The organism is Shewanella subflava (genome assembly GCF_025971955.1).
GTDB classification, from domain to species: Bacteria; Pseudomonadota; Gammaproteobacteria; order Enterobacterales; family Shewanellaceae; genus Shewanella; species Shewanella subflava.
On sequence record NZ_JAPDMX010000033.1, the window covers coordinates 438,135 to 460,336 of the forward strand.

At 43.3% G+C, this 22,202-nt stretch carries 17 protein-coding genes and 1 tRNA gene; 13 read left to right on the plus strand and 5 right to left on the minus strand.

All coding sequences use genetic code 11. The features are described from left to right. The 6 genes from OHT75_RS17635 to OHT75_RS17660 all read left to right on the plus strand — a co-directional run bounded on the left by OHT75_RS17635 (position 1) and on the right by OHT75_RS17660 (position 6,969). A tRNA-Val gene (locus OHT75_RS17635) sits at positions 1–76 on the plus strand. Positions 77–586: 510 nt separating this feature from the next. Beyond that, on the plus strand, positions 587–1,537 hold the full coding sequence (locus OHT75_RS17640; protein ID WP_264729092.1) for a TRAP transporter substrate-binding protein: 951 nt from the start codon (positions 587–589) through the stop codon (positions 1,535–1,537). 72 nt (positions 1,538–1,609) lie between these two features. Further along, positions 1,610–2,269 (plus strand): TRAP transporter small permease, encoded by a 660-nt coding sequence (locus OHT75_RS17645; protein ID WP_406682049.1) that lies wholly within the window; start codon positions 1,610–1,612, stop codon positions 2,267–2,269. Then, entirely contained in the window at positions 2,269–3,666 is a 1,398-nt protein-coding gene (locus tag OHT75_RS17650; protein WP_264728971.1) for a TRAP transporter large permease, read from the plus strand. Before OHT75_RS17645 ends, OHT75_RS17650 begins: the two co-directional genes overlap by 1 nt. A 118-nt stretch (positions 3,667–3,784) precedes the next feature. Continuing rightward, on the plus strand, positions 3,785–5,590 hold the full coding sequence (locus OHT75_RS17655; protein ID WP_264728973.1) for a sensor histidine kinase: 1,806 nt from the start codon (positions 3,785–3,787) through the stop codon (positions 5,588–5,590). Positions 5,591–5,592: 2 nt separating this feature from the next. Continuing rightward, positions 5,593–6,969, plus strand: coding sequence for a sigma-54-dependent transcriptional regulator (locus OHT75_RS17660; protein WP_264728975.1), 1,377 nt, complete (start codon positions 5,593–5,595; stop codon positions 6,967–6,969). A gap of 24 nt (positions 6,970–6,993) precedes the next feature. Here the strand turns inward: OHT75_RS17660 and OHT75_RS17665 are convergent, their stop codons facing one another. The 3 genes from OHT75_RS17665 to tesB all read right to left on the minus strand — a co-directional run bounded on the left by OHT75_RS17665 (position 6,994) and on the right by tesB (position 9,691). Then, on the minus strand, positions 6,994–8,310 hold the full coding sequence (locus OHT75_RS17665) for an MFS transporter (protein WP_264728976.1): 1,317 nt from the start codon (positions 8,308–8,310) through the stop codon (positions 6,994–6,996). 65 nt (positions 8,311–8,375) lie between these two features. Beyond that, a complete protein-coding gene (locus OHT75_RS17670) occupies positions 8,376–8,771 on the minus strand; it encodes a YbaY family lipoprotein (RefSeq protein WP_264728978.1) in 396 nt (131 codons plus the stop codon). 56 nt (positions 8,772–8,827) lie between these two features. Next, the gene (gene tesB / locus OHT75_RS17675) at positions 8,828–9,691 is read right to left on the minus strand and encodes an acyl-CoA thioesterase II (protein ID WP_264728979.1); all 864 of its coding nucleotides are present in this window, start codon (positions 9,689–9,691) and stop codon (positions 8,828–8,830) included. A gap of 208 nt (positions 9,692–9,899) precedes the next feature. On the opposite strand from tesB, the gene OHT75_RS17680 reads away from it, so the two are divergent. Then, the gene (locus OHT75_RS17680; protein ID WP_264728981.1) at positions 9,900–10,784 is read left to right on the plus strand and encodes a 1,4-dihydroxy-2-naphthoate polyprenyltransferase; all 885 of its coding nucleotides are present in this window, start codon (positions 9,900–9,902) and stop codon (positions 10,782–10,784) included. Between the two features lie 164 nt (positions 10,785–10,948). Here the strand turns inward: OHT75_RS17680 and gndA are convergent, their stop codons facing one another. Then, the gene (gndA, locus tag OHT75_RS17685; protein WP_264728983.1) at positions 10,949–12,478 is read right to left on the minus strand and encodes an NADP-dependent phosphogluconate dehydrogenase; all 1,530 of its coding nucleotides are present in this window, start codon (positions 12,476–12,478) and stop codon (positions 10,949–10,951) included. A 249-nt stretch (positions 12,479–12,727) separates the two neighbouring features. Beyond that, the gene (locus OHT75_RS17690) at positions 12,728–14,647 is read right to left on the minus strand and encodes a propionyl-CoA synthetase (protein ID WP_264728985.1); all 1,920 of its coding nucleotides are present in this window, start codon (positions 14,645–14,647) and stop codon (positions 12,728–12,730) included. Positions 14,648–14,937: 290 nt separating this feature from the next. Between OHT75_RS17690 and OHT75_RS17695 the strand changes: the two genes are divergently transcribed. From OHT75_RS17695 to OHT75_RS17720, 6 genes are all read left to right on the plus strand, one after another. Continuing rightward, positions 14,938–15,336: a MerR family transcriptional regulator gene (locus tag OHT75_RS17695; RefSeq protein WP_264729096.1), complete on the plus strand. Its 399-nt coding sequence runs from the start codon at positions 14,938–14,940 to the stop codon at positions 15,334–15,336. A gap of 191 nt (positions 15,337–15,527) precedes the next feature. Further along, the gene (locus OHT75_RS17700) at positions 15,528–16,697 is read left to right on the plus strand and encodes an isovaleryl-CoA dehydrogenase (protein WP_264728987.1); all 1,170 of its coding nucleotides are present in this window, start codon (positions 15,528–15,530) and stop codon (positions 16,695–16,697) included. A 132-nt stretch (positions 16,698–16,829) separates the two neighbouring features. After that, complete coding sequence (locus OHT75_RS17705; RefSeq protein WP_264728989.1) at positions 16,830–18,437, plus strand: carboxyl transferase domain-containing protein; 1,608 nt, start codon at positions 16,830–16,832, stop codon at positions 18,435–18,437. 28 nt (positions 18,438–18,465) lie between these two features. Next, a complete protein-coding gene (locus OHT75_RS17710) occupies positions 18,466–19,278 on the plus strand; it encodes an enoyl-CoA hydratase-related protein (RefSeq protein ID WP_264728990.1) in 813 nt (270 codons plus the stop codon). After that, positions 19,278–21,302 carry an acetyl/propionyl/methylcrotonyl-CoA carboxylase subunit alpha gene (locus tag OHT75_RS17715; protein WP_264728992.1) on the plus strand — a complete coding sequence of 675 codons (2,025 nt, stop codon included), beginning with the start codon at positions 19,278–19,280 and terminating at the stop codon, positions 21,300–21,302. Before OHT75_RS17710 ends, OHT75_RS17715 begins: the two co-directional genes overlap by 1 nt. Next, positions 21,299–22,186, plus strand: coding sequence for a hydroxymethylglutaryl-CoA lyase (locus OHT75_RS17720; RefSeq protein ID WP_264728995.1), 888 nt, complete (start codon positions 21,299–21,301; stop codon positions 22,184–22,186). Before OHT75_RS17715 ends, OHT75_RS17720 begins: the two co-directional genes overlap by 4 nt. Positions 22,187–22,202: the final 16 nt, after the last annotated feature.

The window sequence follows — 22,202 nt, forward strand, 5'->3', positions numbered from 1 at the left end:
GGTCGCTTAGCTCAGCTGGGAGAGCACCTCCCTTACAAGGAGGGGGTCACTGGTTCGAGCCCAGTAGCGACCACCATAATTTCTACATGCCTTCAAACATTTTCACCCAGTTGTGATTAATTTATTTGCTTTTCATTCTCTGTTATCAACAAAAATATCTACTTGCGCCCTTTTTTCGATGTATAGCCCCCATTTTTGAATATTTATTACAAAAATTGCCATGCATTACCGCAAATGGTTAATGTTATGATCAAATGTTATCAATGTGTGAACTTCCACCCTTAACGCCTTTGCCGCTGTTTCTCTTCTGACCCAACTATCCAACCATTCATACTAAATGAAATAATTTTAATGAATTAAAACAGATAGATAAAACAAACTTATTAGATTGGCACTGACCTTGCTATCTAAGTTGTAACGCCTCTAGGGACCCTGGCTGTATCCCTAATGCATTGTTCAAGTGCAAATAGAGGTAAAACAACAATGAATAAACCAGAAAGGAAGCCTAAATATGTGCCCAGCAATGACAATTAAACCAGTGTGGAAATCAATCAAAGCAACCGCAAAACTCACCGCTATTGCTTCAATGCTAGTTTCAAGCTTTAGTGTGTTTGCTGAACCTGTTGAAATTAAGTTTTCACATGTGGTGGCTGAAAATACCCCAAAAGGACAAATGGCGTTAAAGTTTAAAGAATTAGTGGAACAACGTTTACCCGGCGAGTACACAGTGAGTGTGTTCCCAAGTTCACAATTATTTGGGGACAATAATGAGCTTGCGGCATTACTTTTGAATGATGTACAAATTGTTGCGCCCTCTTTATCGAAGTTCGAACGTTACACCAAAAAACTTCAAGTGTTCGATCTCCCCTTCTTATTTGAAGACATGGCCGCGGTTGATCGTTTTCAACAATCGGAAGAAGGCCAAAAACTCTTAAACTCAATGAACCGCAAAGGCATTGTAGGTTTAGGTTATTTACATAATGGTATGAAGCAATTTTCAGCCCATGCACCACTTTCTACACCTGCGGATGCCAGCGGTAAAAAATTCCGTATCATGGCGTCTGATGTGATTGCGGCACAATTTGATGCAGTAAAAGCGATCCCAGTTAAAAAACCTTTCTCAGAAGTGTTTACCCTTTTACAAACTCGCGCCATTGATGGTCAAGAAAATACTTGGTCAAATATTTATTCAATGAAGTTTTATGAAGTACAAAGCCATATTACTGAAAGTAATCACGGTGTATTAGATTACATGCTAGTCACTTCAAACACTTTTTGGAAAAGCCTACCCAAAGACAAACGTGACATCATTAAAAAATCACTCGATGAAGCTGTGGTATTAGGCAATGAGATTGCAGCGGCTAAAGAAGGTGAAGATAAACAGGCTATTTTAGATTCAAAACGTTCTGAGTTGGTTTCATTAACTGCAGAAGAACGCCAACAATGGGTTAATGCTATGAAGCCAGTGTGGACCAAATTTGAATCTCAAATTGGTAAAGACGTAATTGACGCCGCACAGGCCGCAAACAAGCAATAAGTTCTCTTGGGTTGTTATCAAAAGTAAGTACAGGATAACAACCCTCTTTTCATTAAAATTTAGGAGAACAAAGTGATTTCAAATCTGCTCAATAAATTCGAAGAAGGGTTTTTAAACCTATTGATCTCACTGATGACCTTATTGGTATTTGGCGAAGTTATCGCGCGCTTTTTCTTTAATACTGGTTTTCTGTGGATACAAGAGCTAACCCTAACCCTGTGTGGTTGGTTTGTACTATTTGGCATGTCTTATGGCGTCAAGGTCGGGGCGCACATTGGTGTTGATGCCTTTGTCAGTAAACTTGCACCAGCGCCTAAAAAGTGGGTTGCACTTTTAGCCTGTTCATTATGCGTAATCTATTGCGGTTTATTCCTTAAAGGTAGCTGGGATTATTTAAGCCAAATGTACCAAATTGGACTGCCGATGGAAGATATCGACTTTCCAGCGTTTTTGGTACATCAACTCGATCCTGATTTTGCCTGGGAGGTGCTAAAAATTGATGTTGAAGACGAAGGTGCAGTACCTGTTTGGATGTCTCAAAGCATTTTAATCATCGGTTTTTCGATGTTGACTTGGCGCTTTGTTCAGCTGTTTATCGCAATTTTAACCGGTAAAGCGGATGGCTTTGCCTTGGCTGACGAAGCCAAAGACAGTATGCATTTAATTGATGAAGCAGCACTAGCAAGTGCAATTAATACAACATCAACAGAAAAAGATAAGGACGAAAAATAATGACTATCGCGACCTTATTTATCACACTTCTTGTGTGTATGTTAATTGGTATGCCTATCGCTATTGCGTTAGGGTTTTCAAGTGTGCTAACGATTTTATTGTTTTCGAATGACTCTCTTGCCTCAATTGCATTAAAGCTTTATGAATCCACTTCTGAACATTACACCTTACTGGCGATCCCGTTTTTCATATTATCATCGGCATTTTTGTCAACGGGTGGTGTAGCACGAAGAATTATTGATTTCGCAATGGACAGTGTCGGCCATATTCGCGGTGGTTTAGCCATGGCATCGGTAATGGCCTGTATGCTATTTGCGGCAGTATCTGGCTCGTCACCTGCCACAGTGGCTGCTATTGGCTCAATAGTGATCGTGGGGATGGTGCGCGCCGGTTATCCTGAAAAGTTTGCTGCAGGCGTGATTACCACATCCGGCACCTTAGGCATTTTAATTCCGCCCTCGATTGTGATGCTGGTTTATGCTGCAGCGACCGAAGTTTCGGCGGCTAGAATGTTTATGGCAGGTTTAATTCCAGGCTTAATGATGGGCTGTATTTTGATGCTGGCAATTTACATAGTTGCCAGAATTAAAAACTTACCATCACGTCCCTTCCCCGGAGTTAAAGCCTTATCCATTTCAAGTGCCAAAGCATTAGGGGGTCTTGCTTTAATTATTATCGTGCTGGGTTCGATTTATGGCGGCGTAGCAAGTCCCACTGAAGCGGCAGCTGTCGCTTGTGTGTATGCTTATTTTATTGCGGTATTTGGTTATCGTGATATTGGACCATTGAAACATGTCGCCTGGCGTAATCAGCAGGAATCTATTATTGCTGCTGGCGTGCGTAATATTGTGCAAATGTTATTGGCTGTAATAAAAACGCCTACTGATAAAGAAATTCGCCATGTGGTTCGCGATGGCGCCAAAGTTAGTATTATGCTGTTATTTATTATTGCCAATGCCATGCTGTTTGCCCATGTACTGACTACTGAACGTATTCCACATATCATTGCGGAAACGATTGTCGGTTTTGGTTTACCAGCTTGGGGTTTCTTAATCATAGTTAACTTGTTGTTGCTTGCAGCAGGGAACTTTATGGAGCCCTCAGCGATTTTATTGATTATGGCACCTATTTTGTTTCCTATTGCGACACAATTAGGCATCGACCCAATTCATTTAGGGATAATCATGGTGGTCAACATGGAGATCGGTATGCTAACGCCGCCAGTGGGGCTCAATTTATTTGTTACCGCAGGCATTACAGGCAAAAGTATGGGCTGGGTCATCCAATCTTGTTTACCTTGGTTAGTGTTGTTACTTGGTTTCTTAATGTTAATTACTTATATTCCACAAATATCACTGTTTTTACCTGAATACATTGATAAATTGAATGGTTATTAACTTGATTTATTGAACAAAATAAACGAGCCTTAAATCTGAATATCCGTTGTTAATCGAGTTAACAGCGGATTTTTCTCCTTTGCTTTGTCCCTTTTTTAACGCCCGATTAAGAGTTAATATGGTTATTGCCACCACCAAAATACACTACAAAATTTTATTCAGTATTATCCTTATCGCTGGGCTGCTTCTTACCCTATTTACCAGTCAATGGTATTGGCTTAATAAGGGTAAAAATGCCATATCGACTCAATCTGAAAAACAGATCAACGAACTGGTGTTATTTATTGATCAACAACTGGCTCAATTCGAAATCATTCCAGAAGTAATTGCCAGCAACCCCATTTTACAAGAGGGTTTATTATCCCAAAAAGATCCTCAAAAAATTGCCCAATTAAATGCCTATTTATCTGAACTACAACAAGTAACGGAATCATCAGATATCTATTTGACCGATGCCCTTGGTGTTGCCATTGCAGCCAGTAATTGGCAACAACCTAATACGTTTATCAATCAAGATTATTCATTTCGTCCGTATTTTATTGAGGCTTTATCAGGTCGTGCAGGACGCTACTATGCCGTTGGGACATCATCAGACAAGCGCGGCTTCTATTTTTCTAACCCCGTATTTCACAATGGTATTGTACTAGGTGTCATTGTTGTCAAAGTGGATATTGGCGTAATTGAGCAGCAAAGCACAGGCATTGCCATAGCTGGGCAGTATGAGTTCATGATTAGCGATCCCGATGATATTATCTTTTTATCTAGCATTAGCCATTGGCGTTTTCGTTCTTTGGCGCCCCTGTCACAGGCGAAGCGCTTTGCGTTGAATACATCCAAGCGCTATGCCACGCGCCCGATCAGCGAGTTGGCCATAAAACCACCATATAATCCGTTAGCTAAAGAGGATTTACACACCTATCAAATTACCTCCGCTAACGGCAGTGAGACCTTTCTCGAGAAAAATCAATTGATGCCCAAAGCTAATTGGACACTGCATGTATTAGCACCAATGAAGCCGCTGTATAAGTCGTTACCCACCATTATGTTATTGGCTGCGAGTTTATATCTGTTGCTGGTATTATTTATTCTTTATGCCATTGAACGCCGTAAAAACTTACGCCGAATGCTGCATGCCCATAATCAACTAGAGCAACGAGTTAAAGAGCGCACCCTTGAGCTTGAAAAAGCCAACACGCAGCTAAAAGATACTCAGGATGAATTGATACAAGCCGCGAAGTTAACCGTTATCGGTAGTTTATCTGCCAGTATTAATCATGAGCTGAATCAGCCGTTAGCGGCACTCAGAAGCTATGCACAAAATACCCAGACATTTCTGGGCAGAGATATGTTTGATGATGCCAAAAACAACTTAAAAATCATGATCGAACTCACCGATAGATTGGCAGACATTATTGGTCAATTCAAAAGCTTTACCCGCAAATCACAAGGTAAAGACAATGCAATCGAGATCTATCAAGCTATCGACCAAGCTTTGACCATAGTGCAACCTGAAATAGATAAGCAAGGGGTGAAACTCAGTAAAACATTGCTTAAAGGTCAGTGCCAGATTTGGGGCGACACCGTTAGATTCCAGCAAGTATTGGTTAATATTATCAGTAATGCCATTGTCGCAATGCAACAAAGTCCAGTGAAAAAGCTAAAGATTACAGCAAGCAAAGCCACCAAGAGCAATAAGCTGATCATTAGCATTCAAGATACTGGTCCTGGGGTCAGAGATGGCCAAATGAATAAAATATTTGAACCCTACTTTACTACCAATGAACGACAGGGATTAGGCTTGGGCTTATCTATTTCCCAACGCATTATTGAGTCAATGCAAGGTAAAATAACCGTTGAAAATGACGAACAGGGTGGTGCTATTTTTAAAATTTATTTGCCCATTTATTTATATGAGGATGCCTAAATTTGAGTCCATTAGGTGATATAAACCAACTTCAAGTCATCATTGTTGATGATGAACCCCATATAGGCAGTGTGCTTAGCCAATTATTTAAACTTGAAGGCATAGCCGCTGCATCAACCACGCAGGCTACACAGGTCGCGGAACAAATTCACCGTGATTGGCCTGGCGTGGTATTTTCCGATGTGAATATGCCCCAACTAGATGGACTGTGCCTATTACAGCAATTAATGCAAAAAGATCCTGATTTACCAGTGGTATTGATCACCGGCTTTGGTGATATTGCCATGGCTGTCGAGGCAGTCAAAAAAGGCGCTTACGATTTTCTTGAAAAGCCATTCAACAATGAACATGTGGTTGATGTGGCAAAACGCGCTTTAGAAAAGCGCCAATTAACATTAGAAAACCGCAAATTAAAACAAGAATTAGAATCACATATTGCACCTGGGCCAAGAATATTGGGGCACAGTCCTGGCATAGTAAAAATGCGTAATATCCTCAACCAGGTAATAAACGCCCCTGCCGATATTATGATTGAAGGTGAAACAGGTGCAGGTAAAGAGTTAGTTGCCCGATACCTTCATGATCATAGTCATCGAAGTAAACACAATTTTGTAGCCATTAACTGTGGCGCCATTCCTGAAAACCTTATCGAAAGTGAGCTATTTGGTGCGCAAGCTGGCGCCTATACAGGTAACGATAAAACCCGAATTGGCAAATTTGAATATGCCAACAAGGGAACGTTATTTTTAGATGAAATAGAAAGCACCCCACTCAGTTTGCAAATCAAATTATTAAGGGTATTAGAAGACCGCAAAGTGGAACGTTTAGGCTCCAATCAATCCATTGATCTTGATATTCGCGTTATTGCGGCCACAAAAGTCAATTTACAACAGCTTTGTGAAACCGGTGAATTTCGTCAAGATTTACTCTATCGGCTGAATCTGGTTACAGTGCCTATCCCAGCCTTAAGAGAACGCAGAGAAGATATCCCCTTACTCTTTCTTCATTTTGCTAGGATCGCCTCAACTCGCTATCACAAGGCGCTTATTGCATTGACTCCTGAGCAGCAAGCAATGTTGACATCCCATGATTGGCCGGGAAATGTGCGTGAGTTACGAAATTTGGCCGAACGCTACGTGCTATTAGGTGCTGAAGCGGCTTTTGCAGCGGGTAATATGGACAACCACCCTACCATGCACTCCAACATGTCATTACAACAACGGGTCGACTTTTTTGAACGCTTACTTATCGAAGAGTCATTAAGTTATAACAAAGGCAGTATCAAGCTCACCATGGAGCAACTTGAACTGCCACGTAAAACCTTATACGACAAAATGAAAAAATTCGAAATAGACCGCAAGCAATTTACCGACAATTAACCTCAAATCAAATGGCAATCTTGCTTAGGCCGGCTTTTCTAGCGGCCCTCGGCTCAATAATAAGATGGCTAATGCCAGCATAGCTAACAAGGTTAATGAACCTACCACCACACCTTGCCACAATGAATGCTGCCAAAAAACCATTAAATAAGGACCACCTAACGCCGCGCCTAAGTAATAACAACACAGGTACAACGACGTTGCTTTGGCCCTATGATTCACCGCCCTTATAGCCACAAACGAGTTACAACAGCTGTGGGTCAAGAAAAAACCACTCGCGGTGATCAAAAAACCCAATACAATTGCCCATAAGGTATCAACCAAAGTTAACAATGTTCCAAATACCATCAACAAAAAAGCTGCTTTAAATAGGATTATCGATCCAAAACGTACAATCCACTTAGCCGACAAATATGAGGCAAAAGTACCGCTGAGATAACACAAAAAGATTAACGTGGCATTGAATCGGCTCAGCTCATACGGCAATGCCATTAAATGCAGCTGGATAAAACTAAATTGATTCACCATCATCATAAAAGCCAAACCGCCAATGATGAAGACTAAACTCATTTTACGGTCGGTAATGTGTCCCCAAAAGCCTTGAATGTCTTGTTGTAGCCTTACCAACTTTGCAGGTTTAGCAGATGAGTGCGCCAACTGTGGCTTAATCTCACGACGAGGCAATAGAAAATTCACTATTGCGACCCCAATTAAGGTCACAATGAACACCAATCCCATCGATTGTTGCCACGATAAATGCTGTGACATTAAGCCACCAAATAATCGGCCAAAAATCCCTCCTAAACTGTTCGCAGTAATATAGGTTGCAGCTGCTTTGAGCATAAATTCAGGGGCAAGTTGTTCTTTAAAATAGGCCATAGCAATGGCAGGTACCGCTGCCAATAAGACTCCTTGCAGGAGTCTTACCCATACCAGTGAGTCAAAGTCAGTTGCAAAAATCAGCAATAAATTCGAGCAAGCTAACAACCATAAGCTAATCACAATGGGCTTTAAACGGCCAACTCGGTCAGAAATCACTGCATAAAACAGCAATGAAAAAGCCAAGGTAAAACTGGTCACGGATAACACGAGCGTAGAATGAGCACCCGTAACATCAAAGTGCTCCGCAATCAGTGGCAACATGCCCTGAACCGTATAAAGATTAATGTAAACAACCACAGAGGCAAGACAAAGCGCCCAAATTAATCGGCTTTGTTTGCCTTGTTTAGGAGACAGTCTTTGATGGTCTGATGTTTGCCCGAAATGGTTTTTTGATGCGTCTTTGTGGATCACAAGATAGCCAAAGAATAATGATGACAAAAAAACATTACCATTCGCCATTAAGATAAATCAATGGCGAACTCAGCGGAATGTGAACTGGGTGACTTAATTGGCTTTTTACAAGATTACTTTACTTGTTTCATCAAGACTTCTGTGGTGAATTTATCATTATTAATCACCTCGAATTTATCATAGGTTTGAAAAATCACCTGTTCTTGATAAGTAATCATCGCCACCACACCGTAATCCACATTTTTGTCAATTGCCTCTGCGGGAAAAATAAACTTAAACGGCACAGGCACTCGCGCGATATCAAACGACTTTTGCGAAATGATTGCACCTGGTGTGTTGATGTCGATCACCGCAATGTAAATTTTACTGCCCTGGGGTAAGGCCACTTTTTCCAGGTATCCAGCATATCCGTTCACCACAACCGGCGCATCAGGCACAACCGTCACGCAGCCTGTAAGCAAAATTAATCCTGCCAACATACTGACCCATATACTGTTAAATTTCCTCATACTGCTCAACCTATTCATCCCTTACTGGTAAAAACGTGCAACAACGAAACGGCAAACTAAGGCTTAGTCATTCGTAGCAAGCCTTCTTGGGTTGCCGAAGCCACTAAACGGCCTTGTTGATCAAAAAATTGTCCCTTAACAAAACCCCGTCCGCCACCAGCATTTGGACTCTCGATACTGTATAAAAGCCATTGGCTCATATCAAAACTGCGATGAAACCACATGGAATGGTCGATAGTCGCCATGCGTATACCTGGAGTTAAAAATGATACGCCATGGGGCTGAGCTGCTGTCACTAAAAAGTTAAAATCTGACGCATACGCCAACAGATACTCTTGAATACTATGATCATGCGGAATATCACCATTGGCCCTTATCCACACATGGCGAACCGGCTCTCTGGTCGATGGTGCTAATGGATTAAAAGGGTCTACCAAACGCATTTCAATCGGTGCATCTGCCATGAATTTTTCAAGCATTCTGGCAGGCACTTTATCACGCATGGTCATGGCAAGCTCTTGCTGGTTCATCAAACCTTCAGGTCCAGGAACAACGGGCATTGTTGCTTGATGTTCATAACCTTCTTCATGGGTCTGAAATGAACAGGTCATATAAAAAATTGGCCGACCTTTTTGAATCGCTTTTACCCTTCTGGCACTAAAACTGCCGCCATCACGCATAGTCTCTACATCATAAACAATCGGTAATTTCTCATCACCAGCCCGTAAGAAATAAGAATGCAAGGAGTGCGCGTGGCGATCTTCACTCACGGTTTGTTTTGCTGCGCTTAAAGCCTGCCCCATCACCTGACCACCAAATACATGACCAAAGCCGAGATCTTGGCTCTGCCCTCTAAATAATCCGAGTTCAATTTGCTCTAAGGACAATAATGATAATAAATCGTTTAATACCTGACTCATTTAACACTCTCAGAAACCACATAATGACCATTAAGCCTACCCTAAAATCTTCAGCAAGGGCTAGTGTCTTTTTATCAGGGTTAGTTGTTTAACCCCGTTTTGAATACAAAATTGCTAAATTAGTGATTTGCAGCAAACAATATCAACAGCAGTAGTGAGCATCTTTTGATAAACTATCAAAATGACTAATCTTGTTATTTTGGTGTTTATGCAATCTTGGATTTTGGCGATACGCCCAAGAACACTGCCAGCAGCAATTGGCCCTTTACTTATCGGCAATATGTTGGCAATCGAACTTATGCAATTCAGCTGGTTAATTGCTGTTATTTCAATGCTGTGTGCAATATTACTGCAAATATCGGTTAATCTAGCCAATGACTATTTTGACTATAAAAATGGCATAGATACCGAAGAAAGATTGGGACCTGTTCGTGTTACCCAAAGTGGTATGATTGCCCCCACCTCAGTGCGTAATGCGATGATACTGTGCTTGTTGGCCGCATTGGTGGTTGGCTCATACCTTATTTGGCACGGAGGCTGGCCTATTGCAGTATTAGCTGCCGCTTCAATTTTAGGGGCAATTTGCTACAGTGGCGGCCCTTATCCTCTGGCATCGCATGGATTAGGTGAAGTTGCCGCATTCGTCTTTTTTGGTTTAGTTGCCGTAGTCGGCAGCTATTACTTACAAGCAGGCGACACAACATTAACCGCTTGGTTATTAGGCTGTGCAATTGGTTTTTTCAACGCTGCTATTATGTTGGTGAACAATACACGCGACATCAGCACTGATATCAAAGCAGGCAAAAACACCCTTGCGGTTAGAATTGGTGAACCGCAAGCCAAAGTTCTATACCAAAGCTTTTTATACTTGCCTTTTGGGATCATTATTGCGGGATTTTTATTAGGAGCGCTTGAGGGATGGCCAGTGTTATTAGCCGGTATATCCTTAGTGTTAGCCAGAAAGCTTAGCAGAGATTTTAGGGACAACTCAGGTGAGGCCTTAAACCCAATTCTAGGGAAAACCGCCAAACTGACAATGATATTCAGTGTGTTATTTAGTGCAGGTTTAATCATTAACCTAAATCAGCTGTAAGAAGGCAGGTTTTACGATAAGTCGTTATTCTACAATAGAGAACCTAACGCCGTGACACTGTATTTTAACAAGCTAGAATAAGTAGTGACTGATTACGATTGATATTGACTTTAAACCATAAAAAAGGCTTCGAATAAGAAGCCTTTTTTAATCATCACCCTAAACTACATTTTAACTAAAGTACGTACCTTGGCACTCCAATCTAAATGATACTTCTCACCGGCGGGCATATCTGTACGTTCAAAAGTATGCGCGCCGAAAAAGTCACGCTGACCTTGCAACAGATTTGCAGGTAATGTTTCGCAGCGATAACTATCGTAATAAGCTACGGCAGAACCAATACAGGGAGCCGGTATACCTTGCATCACGGATGCGGCAACCGTTTTACGCCAATTTAATTGTTTCGCCGCCAGCGCACTGCTGAAGCTTTCTGCCATAAGCAAATTAGCCAATTGCGGATTTTCGACGTAGGCTTGAGTAATCGATTGCAAGAACGTGGCGCGAATGATACAACCAGCACGCCAAATTTTGGCGATTTCAGCAAAGTTTAACGTCCAGTTTTGCTCTTTGGCTTCCATCGCCATCAATTGGAACCCCTGGGCATAACAGCACACTTTTGCACAATAAAGCGCATCTTCTAATGAGTTGATAAAGTCTACTTTTTCAGCTTCTGTCAAAGTGGCTTTTTTGGGGCCAGCTAGCGTATTGCTCAGACTGACCCTCAATGACTTTTGTGTACTGACAGCACGTGCATAAACCGCTTCGGCGATAGTGGGGGCTGGACAACCAATCTGTAAACTACTCACAGCAGTCCATAAACCAGTGCCCTTTTGGCCTGCTTTATCTAAAATCATTTCCACTAACGGTTTATCGGTTAATGGATCTTTTTGTTGTAACACTTCTGCGCTGATCCCCATTAAGTAACTGTTTAAGCTACCTTGGTTCCAACCTTTGAAAATATCACCAATTTCATAGGTTGACAGACCCACGCCCTCATGCAGCAATTGATAAGCTTCGCAAATCAGCTGCATGTCGGCATATTCAATACCATTGTGAACCATTTTGACATAATGACCAGATCCTGCCGGACCAATATAAGTGGTACAGGGCTCCCCTTCAGTAACTGGATTTCCGGGTTCAAAGCGCTCAATCGGCAAACCGGTTTTACTGTCCACTTTGGCGGCAATAGCGTTCCAAATCGGCGCAACATATTGCCAAGCTGACTCATCGCCACTTGGCATCAAAGATGGCCCAAAACGTGCTCCGACTTCCCCACCAGAAACGGCAGAACTGAAAAATTTAAACTTACCTTGATAGTGAGCTTCACGTTCTACCGTATCCGTCCACAGGCTATTACCAGTATCGATAACGATATCTTCACTGTTGATACCATTTTCAATCAAGGTGTTACAAATGCCGTCAACGATACTTCCTGCTGGTACAGATAACACAATCACCTTAGGTGATACCAGTTTAGCCAGCATTTCTGAAAGATTATTACAGGCTTGCATTCGGGGGGCTAAGCCAGTTTTACGTTCTTGTTGCTCCTGCGCAAGCGCCGCATTCACTTTCGCGGCATCAAGATCAAAAACAGCAACGTGGTAACCGTTATCAGCAATATTTAAAGCGAGATTTTTGCCCATAACACCAAGGCCAATAACGCCGATGTTTGACAAGTTTGTGTGGTGAGTCATTAGATTTATATTCCACAAGGTCACAGAGATTTATCGCGATTCGCGAACCCATATGGACAAATATTATAGCGATTTTTGTAACTAAATTACCAGTTAAAACCTAGATTCTAGAGTGTATGATACTCAAAATGTGTTTTTATCATTTTCGTATCGCAGGGTTTGAAGGGATATTTTAATAAAAACGTCAATGTTATCAGGTACAAAATTTGTTAGTAGAACTAACATTGACGTTAACATGCATCCAAAAATTTACTCACCTAAGGCTTTAGTTAATGCGTTGGCATAGCCCATTCGAGTTAATGTATTGCGAACAATGTCTAAGGTTTGTGGATCTTCTATGGTTGCGGGTACGGTATATTCTTGGTTGTCAGCAATTTTACGCATCGTCGCCCGTAAAATTTTACCCGAACGCGTTTTAGGTAATTTAGGCACTGCACTCACTAATCTAAATGATGCCACCGGCCCAATTTCTTGCCTGACTAACGCCAGTAGTTGGCGATGCAGCTCTTCATCAGCTAATTCTACGCCGTTTTTAAGCACGACCATACCTAAGGGAACTTGTCCTTTTAGCTTATCCTGAACCCCGATCACAGCGGCTTCTGCCACCGCAGGATGTTGACACAACACCTCTTCAAAGCGTCCGGTTGATAAACGATGCCCCGCGACATTAATAATGTCGTCAATTCGGCTCATGATATACAAATACCCATCTTCATCGATGTAGCCTGCGTCACCCGTGAGGTAATATCCAGGATACATGGATAAATAACTGTCAACATAACGGTCATCATTTTGCCACAAAGTTGTTAAGGTGCCTGGTGGTAAGGGTTGCTTAATCACCACATTGCCGCTTTCATTTGCTGCAACATGCTCTCCCATGGCATCCAACACTTCCACTTGATAACCTGGAACGGGCCTTGCTGGCGATCCTGGCTTAATGGCTATGGGTTCCACCCCCATTAAATTCGATGCTACAGGCCAACCCGTTTCAGTTTGCCACCAATGGTCAATAACCGGTTTACCCAGCATGGTCTGACTCCAATTTAAGGTGTCAGGATCGCAGCGCTCACCGGCTAGAAACATTTGCTTTAAACAAGACAGGTCAAAATCTTTGATTAACTTGCCCTCAGGGTCTTCACGCTTAATGGCACGAATCGCGGTAGGGGCGGTAAAAAAACTTTTGACATTATTGTTAGCAATAATTCGCCAAAACGCAGCGGCATCTGGGGTACCTATGGGTTTACCCTCATACATGATGGTAGTGGAACCCACCAGTAATGGACCATAAACAATATAGGAGTGACCCACCACCCAACCCACATCGGATGCAGCCCAAAAAACATCATCACTGTCGATGCCATAAATATTTTTCATCGACCAGCAAAGGGCCACCGCATGCCCACCATTATCTCGCACAACCCCTTTAGGTTTGCCTGTGGTGCCTGAGGTATAAAGCACATAAAGCGGATCGGTGGCATTCAGTGATACACACTCAGCACTTTGCGCATTTTGCAGTGCCTGTTGCCAATCAATATCCCTTGGCAGGGTTAAATCGGCTTGATATTGGTGTCTTGCTAAAATTAAGCAATGCTCAACCCTGTGAGTGGCTTGATTAAGTGCATCATCTAAAAGTGGCTTATAAGGCACAACACCTGATGGCTCTATGCCACACGAAGCAGACAAGATAAGCTTGGGTTTAGCATCGTTAATGCGGGTTGCCAATTCATTCGCCGCAAAGCCGCCAAATACCACCGAGTGGATAGCGCCTATACGAGCACAAGCTAGCATTGCAAAGGCGGTTTCAGGGATCATTGGCATATAAATAACCACCCGGTCACCTTTTTCAACACCAATTGATTGCATATATCCCGCCAAACGACTCACTTGAGCAAGCAACTCGTTATAGGTAATTTGATACTGATTTTGTGTCACTGGGCTAATATAATTGATGGCGATTCGCTCGCCTCTGCCCGCAGCCACGTGTCGGTCAACAGCGTTATAGCAAGTATTCATCTTGCCGTCGGCAAACCACTGGTAAAATGGCTTATTGGTATCATCTAAGATGTTCTCAGGCTCTTTGTCCCAAGTAATCATCTTTGCTGCATTTGCCCAAAAGGTCGTTGGATCTGCAATTGATTGGTCGTGTAATGACTTTCCTACACCCGTCATGTTATTTCTCCTTTAGCTCTCCCAAGCTGATTATGAGCAGAATTCATTCAATGTCCCTATTAGACAAACGGATAAGCATCTATACTGCCAGCATGTTAAATTGATTCTTCACGATAAGAAGAAACAATAAAGACTAGAAATAAAACCAATAACTATCATATAGATAAACAATTTCAACTCACTCATTGGCAACTCAAATTAACAGTCACCAAAGAGATTTTTATCTGCAAACTTTACCTTTACGTAAACTTCATATATCTTGCAACAAAAGAAACCTATTTGGTGAGATGATGAACGCTACAGTCAGCACCCAATCTACATATTCCATCAGTGATTTATCAAAAGAATTTGATATCACTACCCGCAGCATTCGTTTTTACGAGGATCAGGGCTTAATTAAACCTAAGCGTCGTGGTCAAACTCGCATATACAGCTTAAAGGATCGTGTCAGACTCAAACTGATACTTAGAGGCAAACGCTTAGGATTTTCATTAGCTGAAACTCGTCGGTTATTCGAACTGTACGATGCGGACAAATCAAGCACATCACAATTAAATACCATGCTTGAATTAGTAAGCGATAAGAAGGCGGCGCTTCAGCAACAAATGGATGACATTAAAGTGGTGTTAATGGAGCTCAACTCCGCAGAGCAGCAATGCAAAGCGGCGTTAGAAATGAATAAGGCGTAAACAGGATAGATTGACTCTCATCTCAGGAAATCTTGGTAATTTGGATAACCCGTAAGCACAGCAAAAAGAACCGAATAATCGGACAAGGTGCTTACATCACTGCATTCAAGCAGCATTTAAAGACAAGCAAACGACTCCCAAACGCAACATAGCGTGGAGTCTAAAAATAATAATTCAACAGGACACAAGCCATGAGCGATTTATACAGCAGCCTTAATTTCGGTTTAGGCGAAGATATTGATATGTTACGCGACGCAGTGCGCAGTTTTGCCAGCAACGAAATAGCCCCTATTGCCGCCCAAGTTGACCACGATAATGAGTTTCCTAACCATATGTGGACTCAATTAGGTGAAATGGGATTACTTGGCGTCACCGTCCCTGAAGAGTTTGGCGGTGCAAACATGGGCTATTTGGCCCATGTTGTTGCAATGGAAGAAGTTTCCCGCGCGTCGGCATCCATTGGCCTTAGCTATGGTGCCCATTCAAATCTGTGTGTCAATCAAATCAACCGTAACGGCAATGATGCTCAACGTGCTAAATACTTACCAAAGCTGGTTAGCGGTGAGCATATTGGCGCATTAGCCATGAGTGAACCCAATGCTGGCTCAGATGTAGTATCAATGAAACTGCATGCGCGTAAAGACGGCGACCGCTATATTCTTAACGGTAATAAAATGTGGATCACCAATGGTCCAGATGCGCACACCTATGTGATTTATGCCAAAACAGATTTAAACAAAGGTGCCCACGGGATCACCGCTTTTATCGTAGAACGTGGCTTTAAAGGCTTTAGTCAGGCTCAGAAGCTTGACAAGCTAGGCATGCGCGGCTCAAACACCTGTGAGCTCGTTTTCGAAGATTGTGAAGTTCCTGAAGAAAACATCTTAGGCGGCCTCAATAATGGCGTGAAAGTGTTAATGAGCGGTCTAGACTACGAGCGCGTCGTGTTATCTGGTGGCCCGCTCGGTATTATGGCTGCCTGTATGGACATAGTTGTTCCTTATGTACATGAACGTGTTCAATTTGGAAAATCCATCGGCGAGTTCCAACTTATTCAGGGCAAAATTGCCGACATGTATACCGGAATGAATGCCGCAAGATCCTATGTTTACAACGTAGCAAAATCTTGCGACCGCGGCGAAACCACCCGTAAAGATGCTGCGGGTGCGATTCTGTATAGTGCAGAACTTGCGACCAAAATGGCATTAGATGCGATTCAGTTATTAGGCGGAAACGGCTATGTTAATGAATACGCCACCGGCAGATTATTACGTGATGCCAAGCTATATGAAATTGGTGCTGGCACCTCAGAAATTCGCCGTATGCTTATTGGCCGCGAACTCTTTAACGAATCAAAATAATCGCAATAACACTTGTCTTTTGCTGAATATCATTCGCATAAGACAAGTGAGTTTCTGTTGAGGGGTTCGCTTAATCGGCCTCAGTGCCCTGCCCCTTGATACTCTAATTTGTGCTCAATAAAGGATATTGACATGACGCACCTGAGCAGCAAGATAAATCCTCGTAGCGATGAATTTAAAGCCAAATTTGATGATATGGCTTTGTTAGTCGATGACCTTCAAAAAAAGCTCATAAAAATAGAACAAGGCGGTGGCCCCGTGGCGTGTGAGCGTCATTTATCCCGTGGCAAGTTATTACCCCGCCAGCGAGTAGAAAAACTGCTCGATCCAGGTTCTCCTTTTTTAGAAATCGCTCAATTTGCCGCCTATGAAGTTTATGACGAAGATGTTCCTGCTGCGGGCGTGATTGCCGGTATCGGTCGAGTCAGCGGGGTTGAGTGTATGATCATTGCTAACGATGCGACCGTAAAAGGCGGAACCTACTACCCCATTACTGTCAAAAAGCATCTACGCGCTCAAGACATCGCCAAACGTTGTCATTTACCTTGTATTTACCTGGTCGACTCCGGCGGAGCAAACTTACCCCGTCAGGATGAAGTATTTCCAGACCGCGACCATTTCGGGCGTATCTTCTATAACCAAGCACAAATGTCAGCATTAGGCATTCCGCAAATCGCCGTTGTGATGGGGTTATGTACCGCGGGTGGCGCTTATGTTCCTGCCATGGCGGACGAGTCGATCATAGTTAAAGAACAAGGCACCATCTTTTTAGCTGGGCCGCCGTTAGTGAAAGCCGCAACAGGTGAAGAAGTGTCTGCTGAAGAACTTGGTGGCGCAGAAGTACATACAAAAATTTCCGGCGTTGCTGATCATTTAGCTCAAAATGATGATCATGCTCTTGAGCTTGCTCGACGCGCGGTATCACGTCTCAACCATCAAAAAACCATCGCCAGCGTACTCAGTCCGGTAAAGCCACCTAAATATGATATTCACGAGCTTTACGGCATTGTCGGCACTGACCTTAAAAAACCATTTGATGTAAAAGAAGTGATTGGTCGTATTGTCGACGATTCTGATTTTGATGAATTTAAAGCCAATTATGGCGCCACATTAGTCTGTGGATTTGCCCGTATCCATGGATACCCAGTCGGTATTGTGGCTAATAATGGCATTTTGTTTTCAGAATCAGCCCAAAAAGGGGCACATTTTATTGAGCTGTGCTGCCAACGAAAAATTCCTTTACTGTTTTTGCAAAACATTACCGGCTTTATGGTGGGTAAAAAATACGAACACGAAGGTATTGCCAAGCACGGTGCCAAAATGGTGACCGCAGTATCTTGTGCCACTGTCCCTAAGTTTACTGTCATTATTGGCGGAAGCTACGGCGCAGGTAACTACGGCATGTGTGGCCGGGCATTTGAACCGACCATGATGTGGATGTGGCCCAACGCACGTATTTCAGTGATGGGCGGCGAACAAGCCGCAGGCGTGTTAGCCACAGTACGTCGCGATGGTTTGGCCCGTAAAGGCGTAGAATGGACAGCAGAAGAAGAACAAGCCTTTAGAAAACCGATTGTTGAGCAGTACGATAAAGAAGGTCATCCATACCATGCCAGTGCGCGCTTATGGGACGATGGCATTATTGACCCAGCACAAACTCGTGATGTGGTTGGCCTTGCCTTATCCGCGGCATTAAATGCCCCTATTGAAGACACCAAATTCGGTGTGTTCCGCATGTAATTGCGTTTAATCAATAGGAGCAATAAAAATGATTAAAACTGATTTTCAACACATTCAATGTCAGCTTAATGAGGGCGTGGGTGAGTTAATATTAAATCGTGCAGAAAAGCACAATGCATTTGATGAAGTCATGATCAGTGAAATGATTTGTGCAATCGAAGGGTTTGGAGAATCAGCCGAATGCCAAATGCTTATTCTGCGGGCCAAGGGTAAAAACTTCAGTGCTGGAGCCGACCTTAATTGGATGCGCAAACAAGCCCAAATGGATTTCGAGCAAAATCTCACCGATGCCCATGAACTCGCTAAACTGATGCATGTACTGGATAAATTCCCCAAACCCACCATCGCGCTGGTAAATGGCGCCGCTTTCGGTGGGGCATTAGGGTTAATTTGCTGCTGCGATATTGCCATTGCCAATGAGGCAGCCAGCTTTTGTTTAAGCGAAGTCAAACTTGGCTTAATTCCAGCGGTGATTAGTCCGTATGTTGTTCGCGCAATGGGAAATCGTCAAGCCAGGCGTTACATGTTAACCGCTGAGCGTTTTAGTGCTGAAGCCGCCCTGAAACAGCAGGTTATCCATGTGATTAATAACGATCTAGACGCCGCAGCAGCGCCTTTTATAACCGCCTTTAAAGCCAATAGCCCACAGGGCATGAGATGGGTTAAAACTTTAATATCTAAGCTAGAAGACGGCGTAATTGATGATGCCACACTGGACTATACCAGTGAACAAATTGCGCGCATTCGAGTGTCTGATGAGGGCCAAGAAGGCCTAAATGCCTTTTTCGAAAAACGCTCTCCGGCTTGGCAAGATGCCACGGATCCTAAAGGAGCCAAATAATGATTACCAAATTACTGATTGCCAACCGCGGTGAAATTGCCTGCCGCATTATTAAAACCGCTCAAGCCATGGGCGTACGTACCATAGCGTTATATTCTGATGCGGATAAAGACGCCCGCCATGTCGCAATGGCGGATGAGTCTTTTCACTTAGGTGGCAGTGCACCCGCTGATTCATATTTAAAAGCCGATTTGATCATAGATATCGCCAAACGTTCTGGTGCAGAAGCCATCCACCCTGGATACGGTTTCTTATCGGAAAATGCCGAATTTGCCCGTAAATGTGAACAAAATGGCATTGCATTTGTTGGCCCTGGCAGTGAGGCAATCGATGCCATGGGCAGCAAAAGTGCTGCTAAAGAGATCATGGGCAAAGCCAACGTGCCTTTAGTACCCGGTTATCACGGTGACGATCAAACCGATGCCAACCTTGTAGCGCAAGCTAAACAAGTGGGCTTCCCTTTACTGATAAAAGCCGCATATGGCGGAGGTGGTAAAGGGATGCGCATCGTTGAAAATGACGGTGAGATTTTAGAGGCCATTCGCTCCGCAAGGCGTGAAGCCACTTCATCATTTGGTAATGATAAACTACTCATGGAGCGCTATTTACGTCAACCGCGCCATGTTGAAGTCCAAGTCTTTGCTGACAGCCATGGTAATGCGATTTATCTCTCCGATCGTGATTGTTCTATTCAACGTCGTCATCAAAAAGTGGTTGAAGAAGCGCCAGCTCCTGGTTTATCCGATGAATTACGTATACAAATGGGTGAAGCCGCGGTTGCGGCAGCAAAGGCCATTGATTATGTGGGTGCCGGCACCGTAGAGTTTTTGTTAGATACTGACAACAGTTTCTACTTCATGGAAATGAATACCCGTTTACAAGTAGAACACCCCGTTACCGAAATGGTGACTGGTCAAGACCTGGTCAAATGGCAACTTGTTGTAGCCAGTGGCGGCGAATTACCGTTAAAGCAGGATGAAGTGCGCATTCATGGCCATTCATTTGAAGTTCGCATTTACGCAGAAGACCCACAAAATGAATTTTTACCTGCCAGCGGTAAACTGAACTTTTTACGTGAACCAGAACAAAATCGTCATGTTCGAATTGATTCTGGTATTCGTGAAAATGATGTGATCAGTAATTTTTACGACCCGATGATCGCTAAACTAATTGTTTGGGATGAAACGCGTCCGCGCGCCCTTCAACGCTTAGTGCATGCACTAGAGTCATACCTAATTAGCGGCTTAAAACATAACATTGAATTTTTAGCCAACATTGCCGAACACCCCGCATTTGCTAAAGCCGATTTCTGTACTGACTTTATCGAACGCTATGGCAACACTCTGATAGGTGATGCCAGCAGCGAATCGGACACCGCCATCGCGCTAGCTGGTTTATATCAGGTGTTATTGCGCCAACAACAGGCGCAAGCTAATGCTGTAAACAGCCATGACCCTTATTCTCCTTGGGGCCAAGTCAGTGGGTTTAGACTTAACAGTGCCAGTATTCATCATGTTGCCCTGTTGGATGAAAAGCACGAGTTACAAAACCTATTGATGACCGATCTAGGTGGCGCTTTGCATTTAGGCTTAAACGGTCAAGCATTAAAGCTGGCAGGGCAAATTAAAGATGATGTGTTGTTTGCTGAAATTAATGGTCACAAGAGTAAAGTACCAGTTAGCCGAGATGTTGACGACTTTACCTTATTCTTACCGAGCGGCAGTTATCACTTTACCGCGGTATTAGCGCAAGTCGCTGAAGAAACCGTTAACAGCGCTGACAAATTAAAAGCACCAATGAACGGCACTGTGGTCACCCATTTAGTTGAAGTGGGCGCCCATGTGAAAGCAGGCCAAGGTTTGCTGGTGATGGAAGCGATGAAAATGGAATACACCATAGAAGCACCATTTGACGGGGTCGTAACCGAGTTTTACTTTCAAAGCGGTGAGTTGGTCACCGATGGCGTTCAGCTATTGCATGTGGAAGAAACCTCAGCAGAAGCTGAAAAGGAAGCTAGCGCATGATGCCTAAAAAAGTCAGCATTTTTGAAGTCGGCGCTCGTGACGGCTTACAAAATGAAGTAGCCGTAACAACCCTGGCCAAACTGCAGTTAATTGCTGATTTGGCCGCATCTGGATTAACGCGTATTGAAGCGGGTAGCTTTGTGTCCCCCAAATGGGTGCCGCAAATGGCCGACTCTGCCGATATTTTTACCCAAATGCCTCGCGTCAAAGGGGTAACCTACAGTGCGTTAACCCCAAATCTGAAAGGGTTTGAACTGGCGTTAGCTTCGGGGGCAGATGAAGTGGCAATATTTGGCGCCGCATCAGAAAGCTTCAGTCAAAAAAATATTAACTGCTCAATCGATGAATCTATTGAACGCTTTATCCCATTGATGCAACTAGCAAAACAGCACAATATTCCGGTCAGAGGATATGTATCCTGTGTCCTTGGCTGTCCTTATGAAGGTCATATTGAGGTCAGTGAAGTCGCTCGTGTGTCTGAAATTCTTTACAAAATGGGCTGTTATGAGATTTCACTCGGAGACACCATAGGTGTTGGCACCCCAGTAAATGCCCGTAGAATGGTTGAAGCAGTGGCAAAAGTTGTGCCCGTAGAAAAGCTTGCACTACACTTTCACGACACCTACGGACAAGCATTAGCCAATATTTTTGCTTGCTTAGATATGGGCATTGCCACATTTGATGCCTCTGTTGCGGGATTGGGTGGCTGCCCTTATGCCAAAGGTGCATCAGGTAATTTAGCCACTGAAGATTTAGTTTACATGCTGCATGGCATCGGCATTGAAACTGGGATTGACCTCAATAAGCTGGCGATAGCAGGCAATCATATTAGCCAAATTATCGGCCGCAAAAGTGCCTCAAAAGTGGCTAATGCATTAGGCTGATTTAGGCTGGCAACAA

What these genes read in the sequence shown, in the direction of transcription:
- OHT75_RS17720 (WP_264728995.1), top strand. Translation starts at nt 21,299, where the DNA reads ATGATGCCTAAAAAAGTCAGCATTTTTGAAGTCGGCGCTCGTGACGGC.
- OHT75_RS17665 (WP_264728976.1), bottom strand. Translation starts at nt 8,310, where the DNA reads ATGGCGAATGGTAATGTTTTTTTGTCATCATTATTCTTTGGCTATCTT.
- OHT75_RS17710 (WP_264728990.1), top strand. Translation starts at nt 18,466, where the DNA reads ATGATTAAAACTGATTTTCAACACATTCAATGTCAGCTTAATGAGGGC.
- tesB (WP_264728979.1), bottom strand. Translation starts at nt 9,691, where the DNA reads ATGAGTCAGGTATTAAACGATTTATTATCATTATTGTCCTTAGAGCAA.
- OHT75_RS17690 (WP_264728985.1), bottom strand. Translation starts at nt 14,647, where the DNA reads ATGACGGGTGTAGGAAAGTCATTACACGACCAATCAATTGCAGATCCA.
- OHT75_RS17715 (WP_264728992.1), top strand. Translation starts at nt 19,278, where the DNA reads ATGATTACCAAATTACTGATTGCCAACCGCGGTGAAATTGCCTGCCGC.
- OHT75_RS17670 (WP_264728978.1), bottom strand. Translation starts at nt 8,771, where the DNA reads ATGAGGAAATTTAACAGTATATGGGTCAGTATGTTGGCAGGATTAATT.
- OHT75_RS17700 (WP_264728987.1), top strand. Translation starts at nt 15,528, where the DNA reads ATGAGCGATTTATACAGCAGCCTTAATTTCGGTTTAGGCGAAGATATT.
- gndA (WP_264728983.1), bottom strand. Translation starts at nt 12,478, where the DNA reads ATGACTCACCACACAAACTTGTCAAACATCGGCGTTATTGGCCTTGGT.
- OHT75_RS17655 (WP_264728973.1), top strand. Translation starts at nt 3,785, where the DNA reads ATGGTTATTGCCACCACCAAAATACACTACAAAATTTTATTCAGTATT.
- OHT75_RS17680 (WP_264728981.1), top strand. Translation starts at nt 9,900, where the DNA reads ATGCAATCTTGGATTTTGGCGATACGCCCAAGAACACTGCCAGCAGCA.
- OHT75_RS17640 (WP_264729092.1), top strand. Translation starts at nt 587, where the DNA reads ATGCTAGTTTCAAGCTTTAGTGTGTTTGCTGAACCTGTTGAAATTAAG.
- OHT75_RS17705 (WP_264728989.1), top strand. Translation starts at nt 16,830, where the DNA reads ATGACGCACCTGAGCAGCAAGATAAATCCTCGTAGCGATGAATTTAAA.
- OHT75_RS17650 (WP_264728971.1), top strand. Translation starts at nt 2,269, where the DNA reads ATGACTATCGCGACCTTATTTATCACACTTCTTGTGTGTATGTTAATT.
- OHT75_RS17695 (WP_264729096.1), top strand. Translation starts at nt 14,938, where the DNA reads ATGAACGCTACAGTCAGCACCCAATCTACATATTCCATCAGTGATTTA.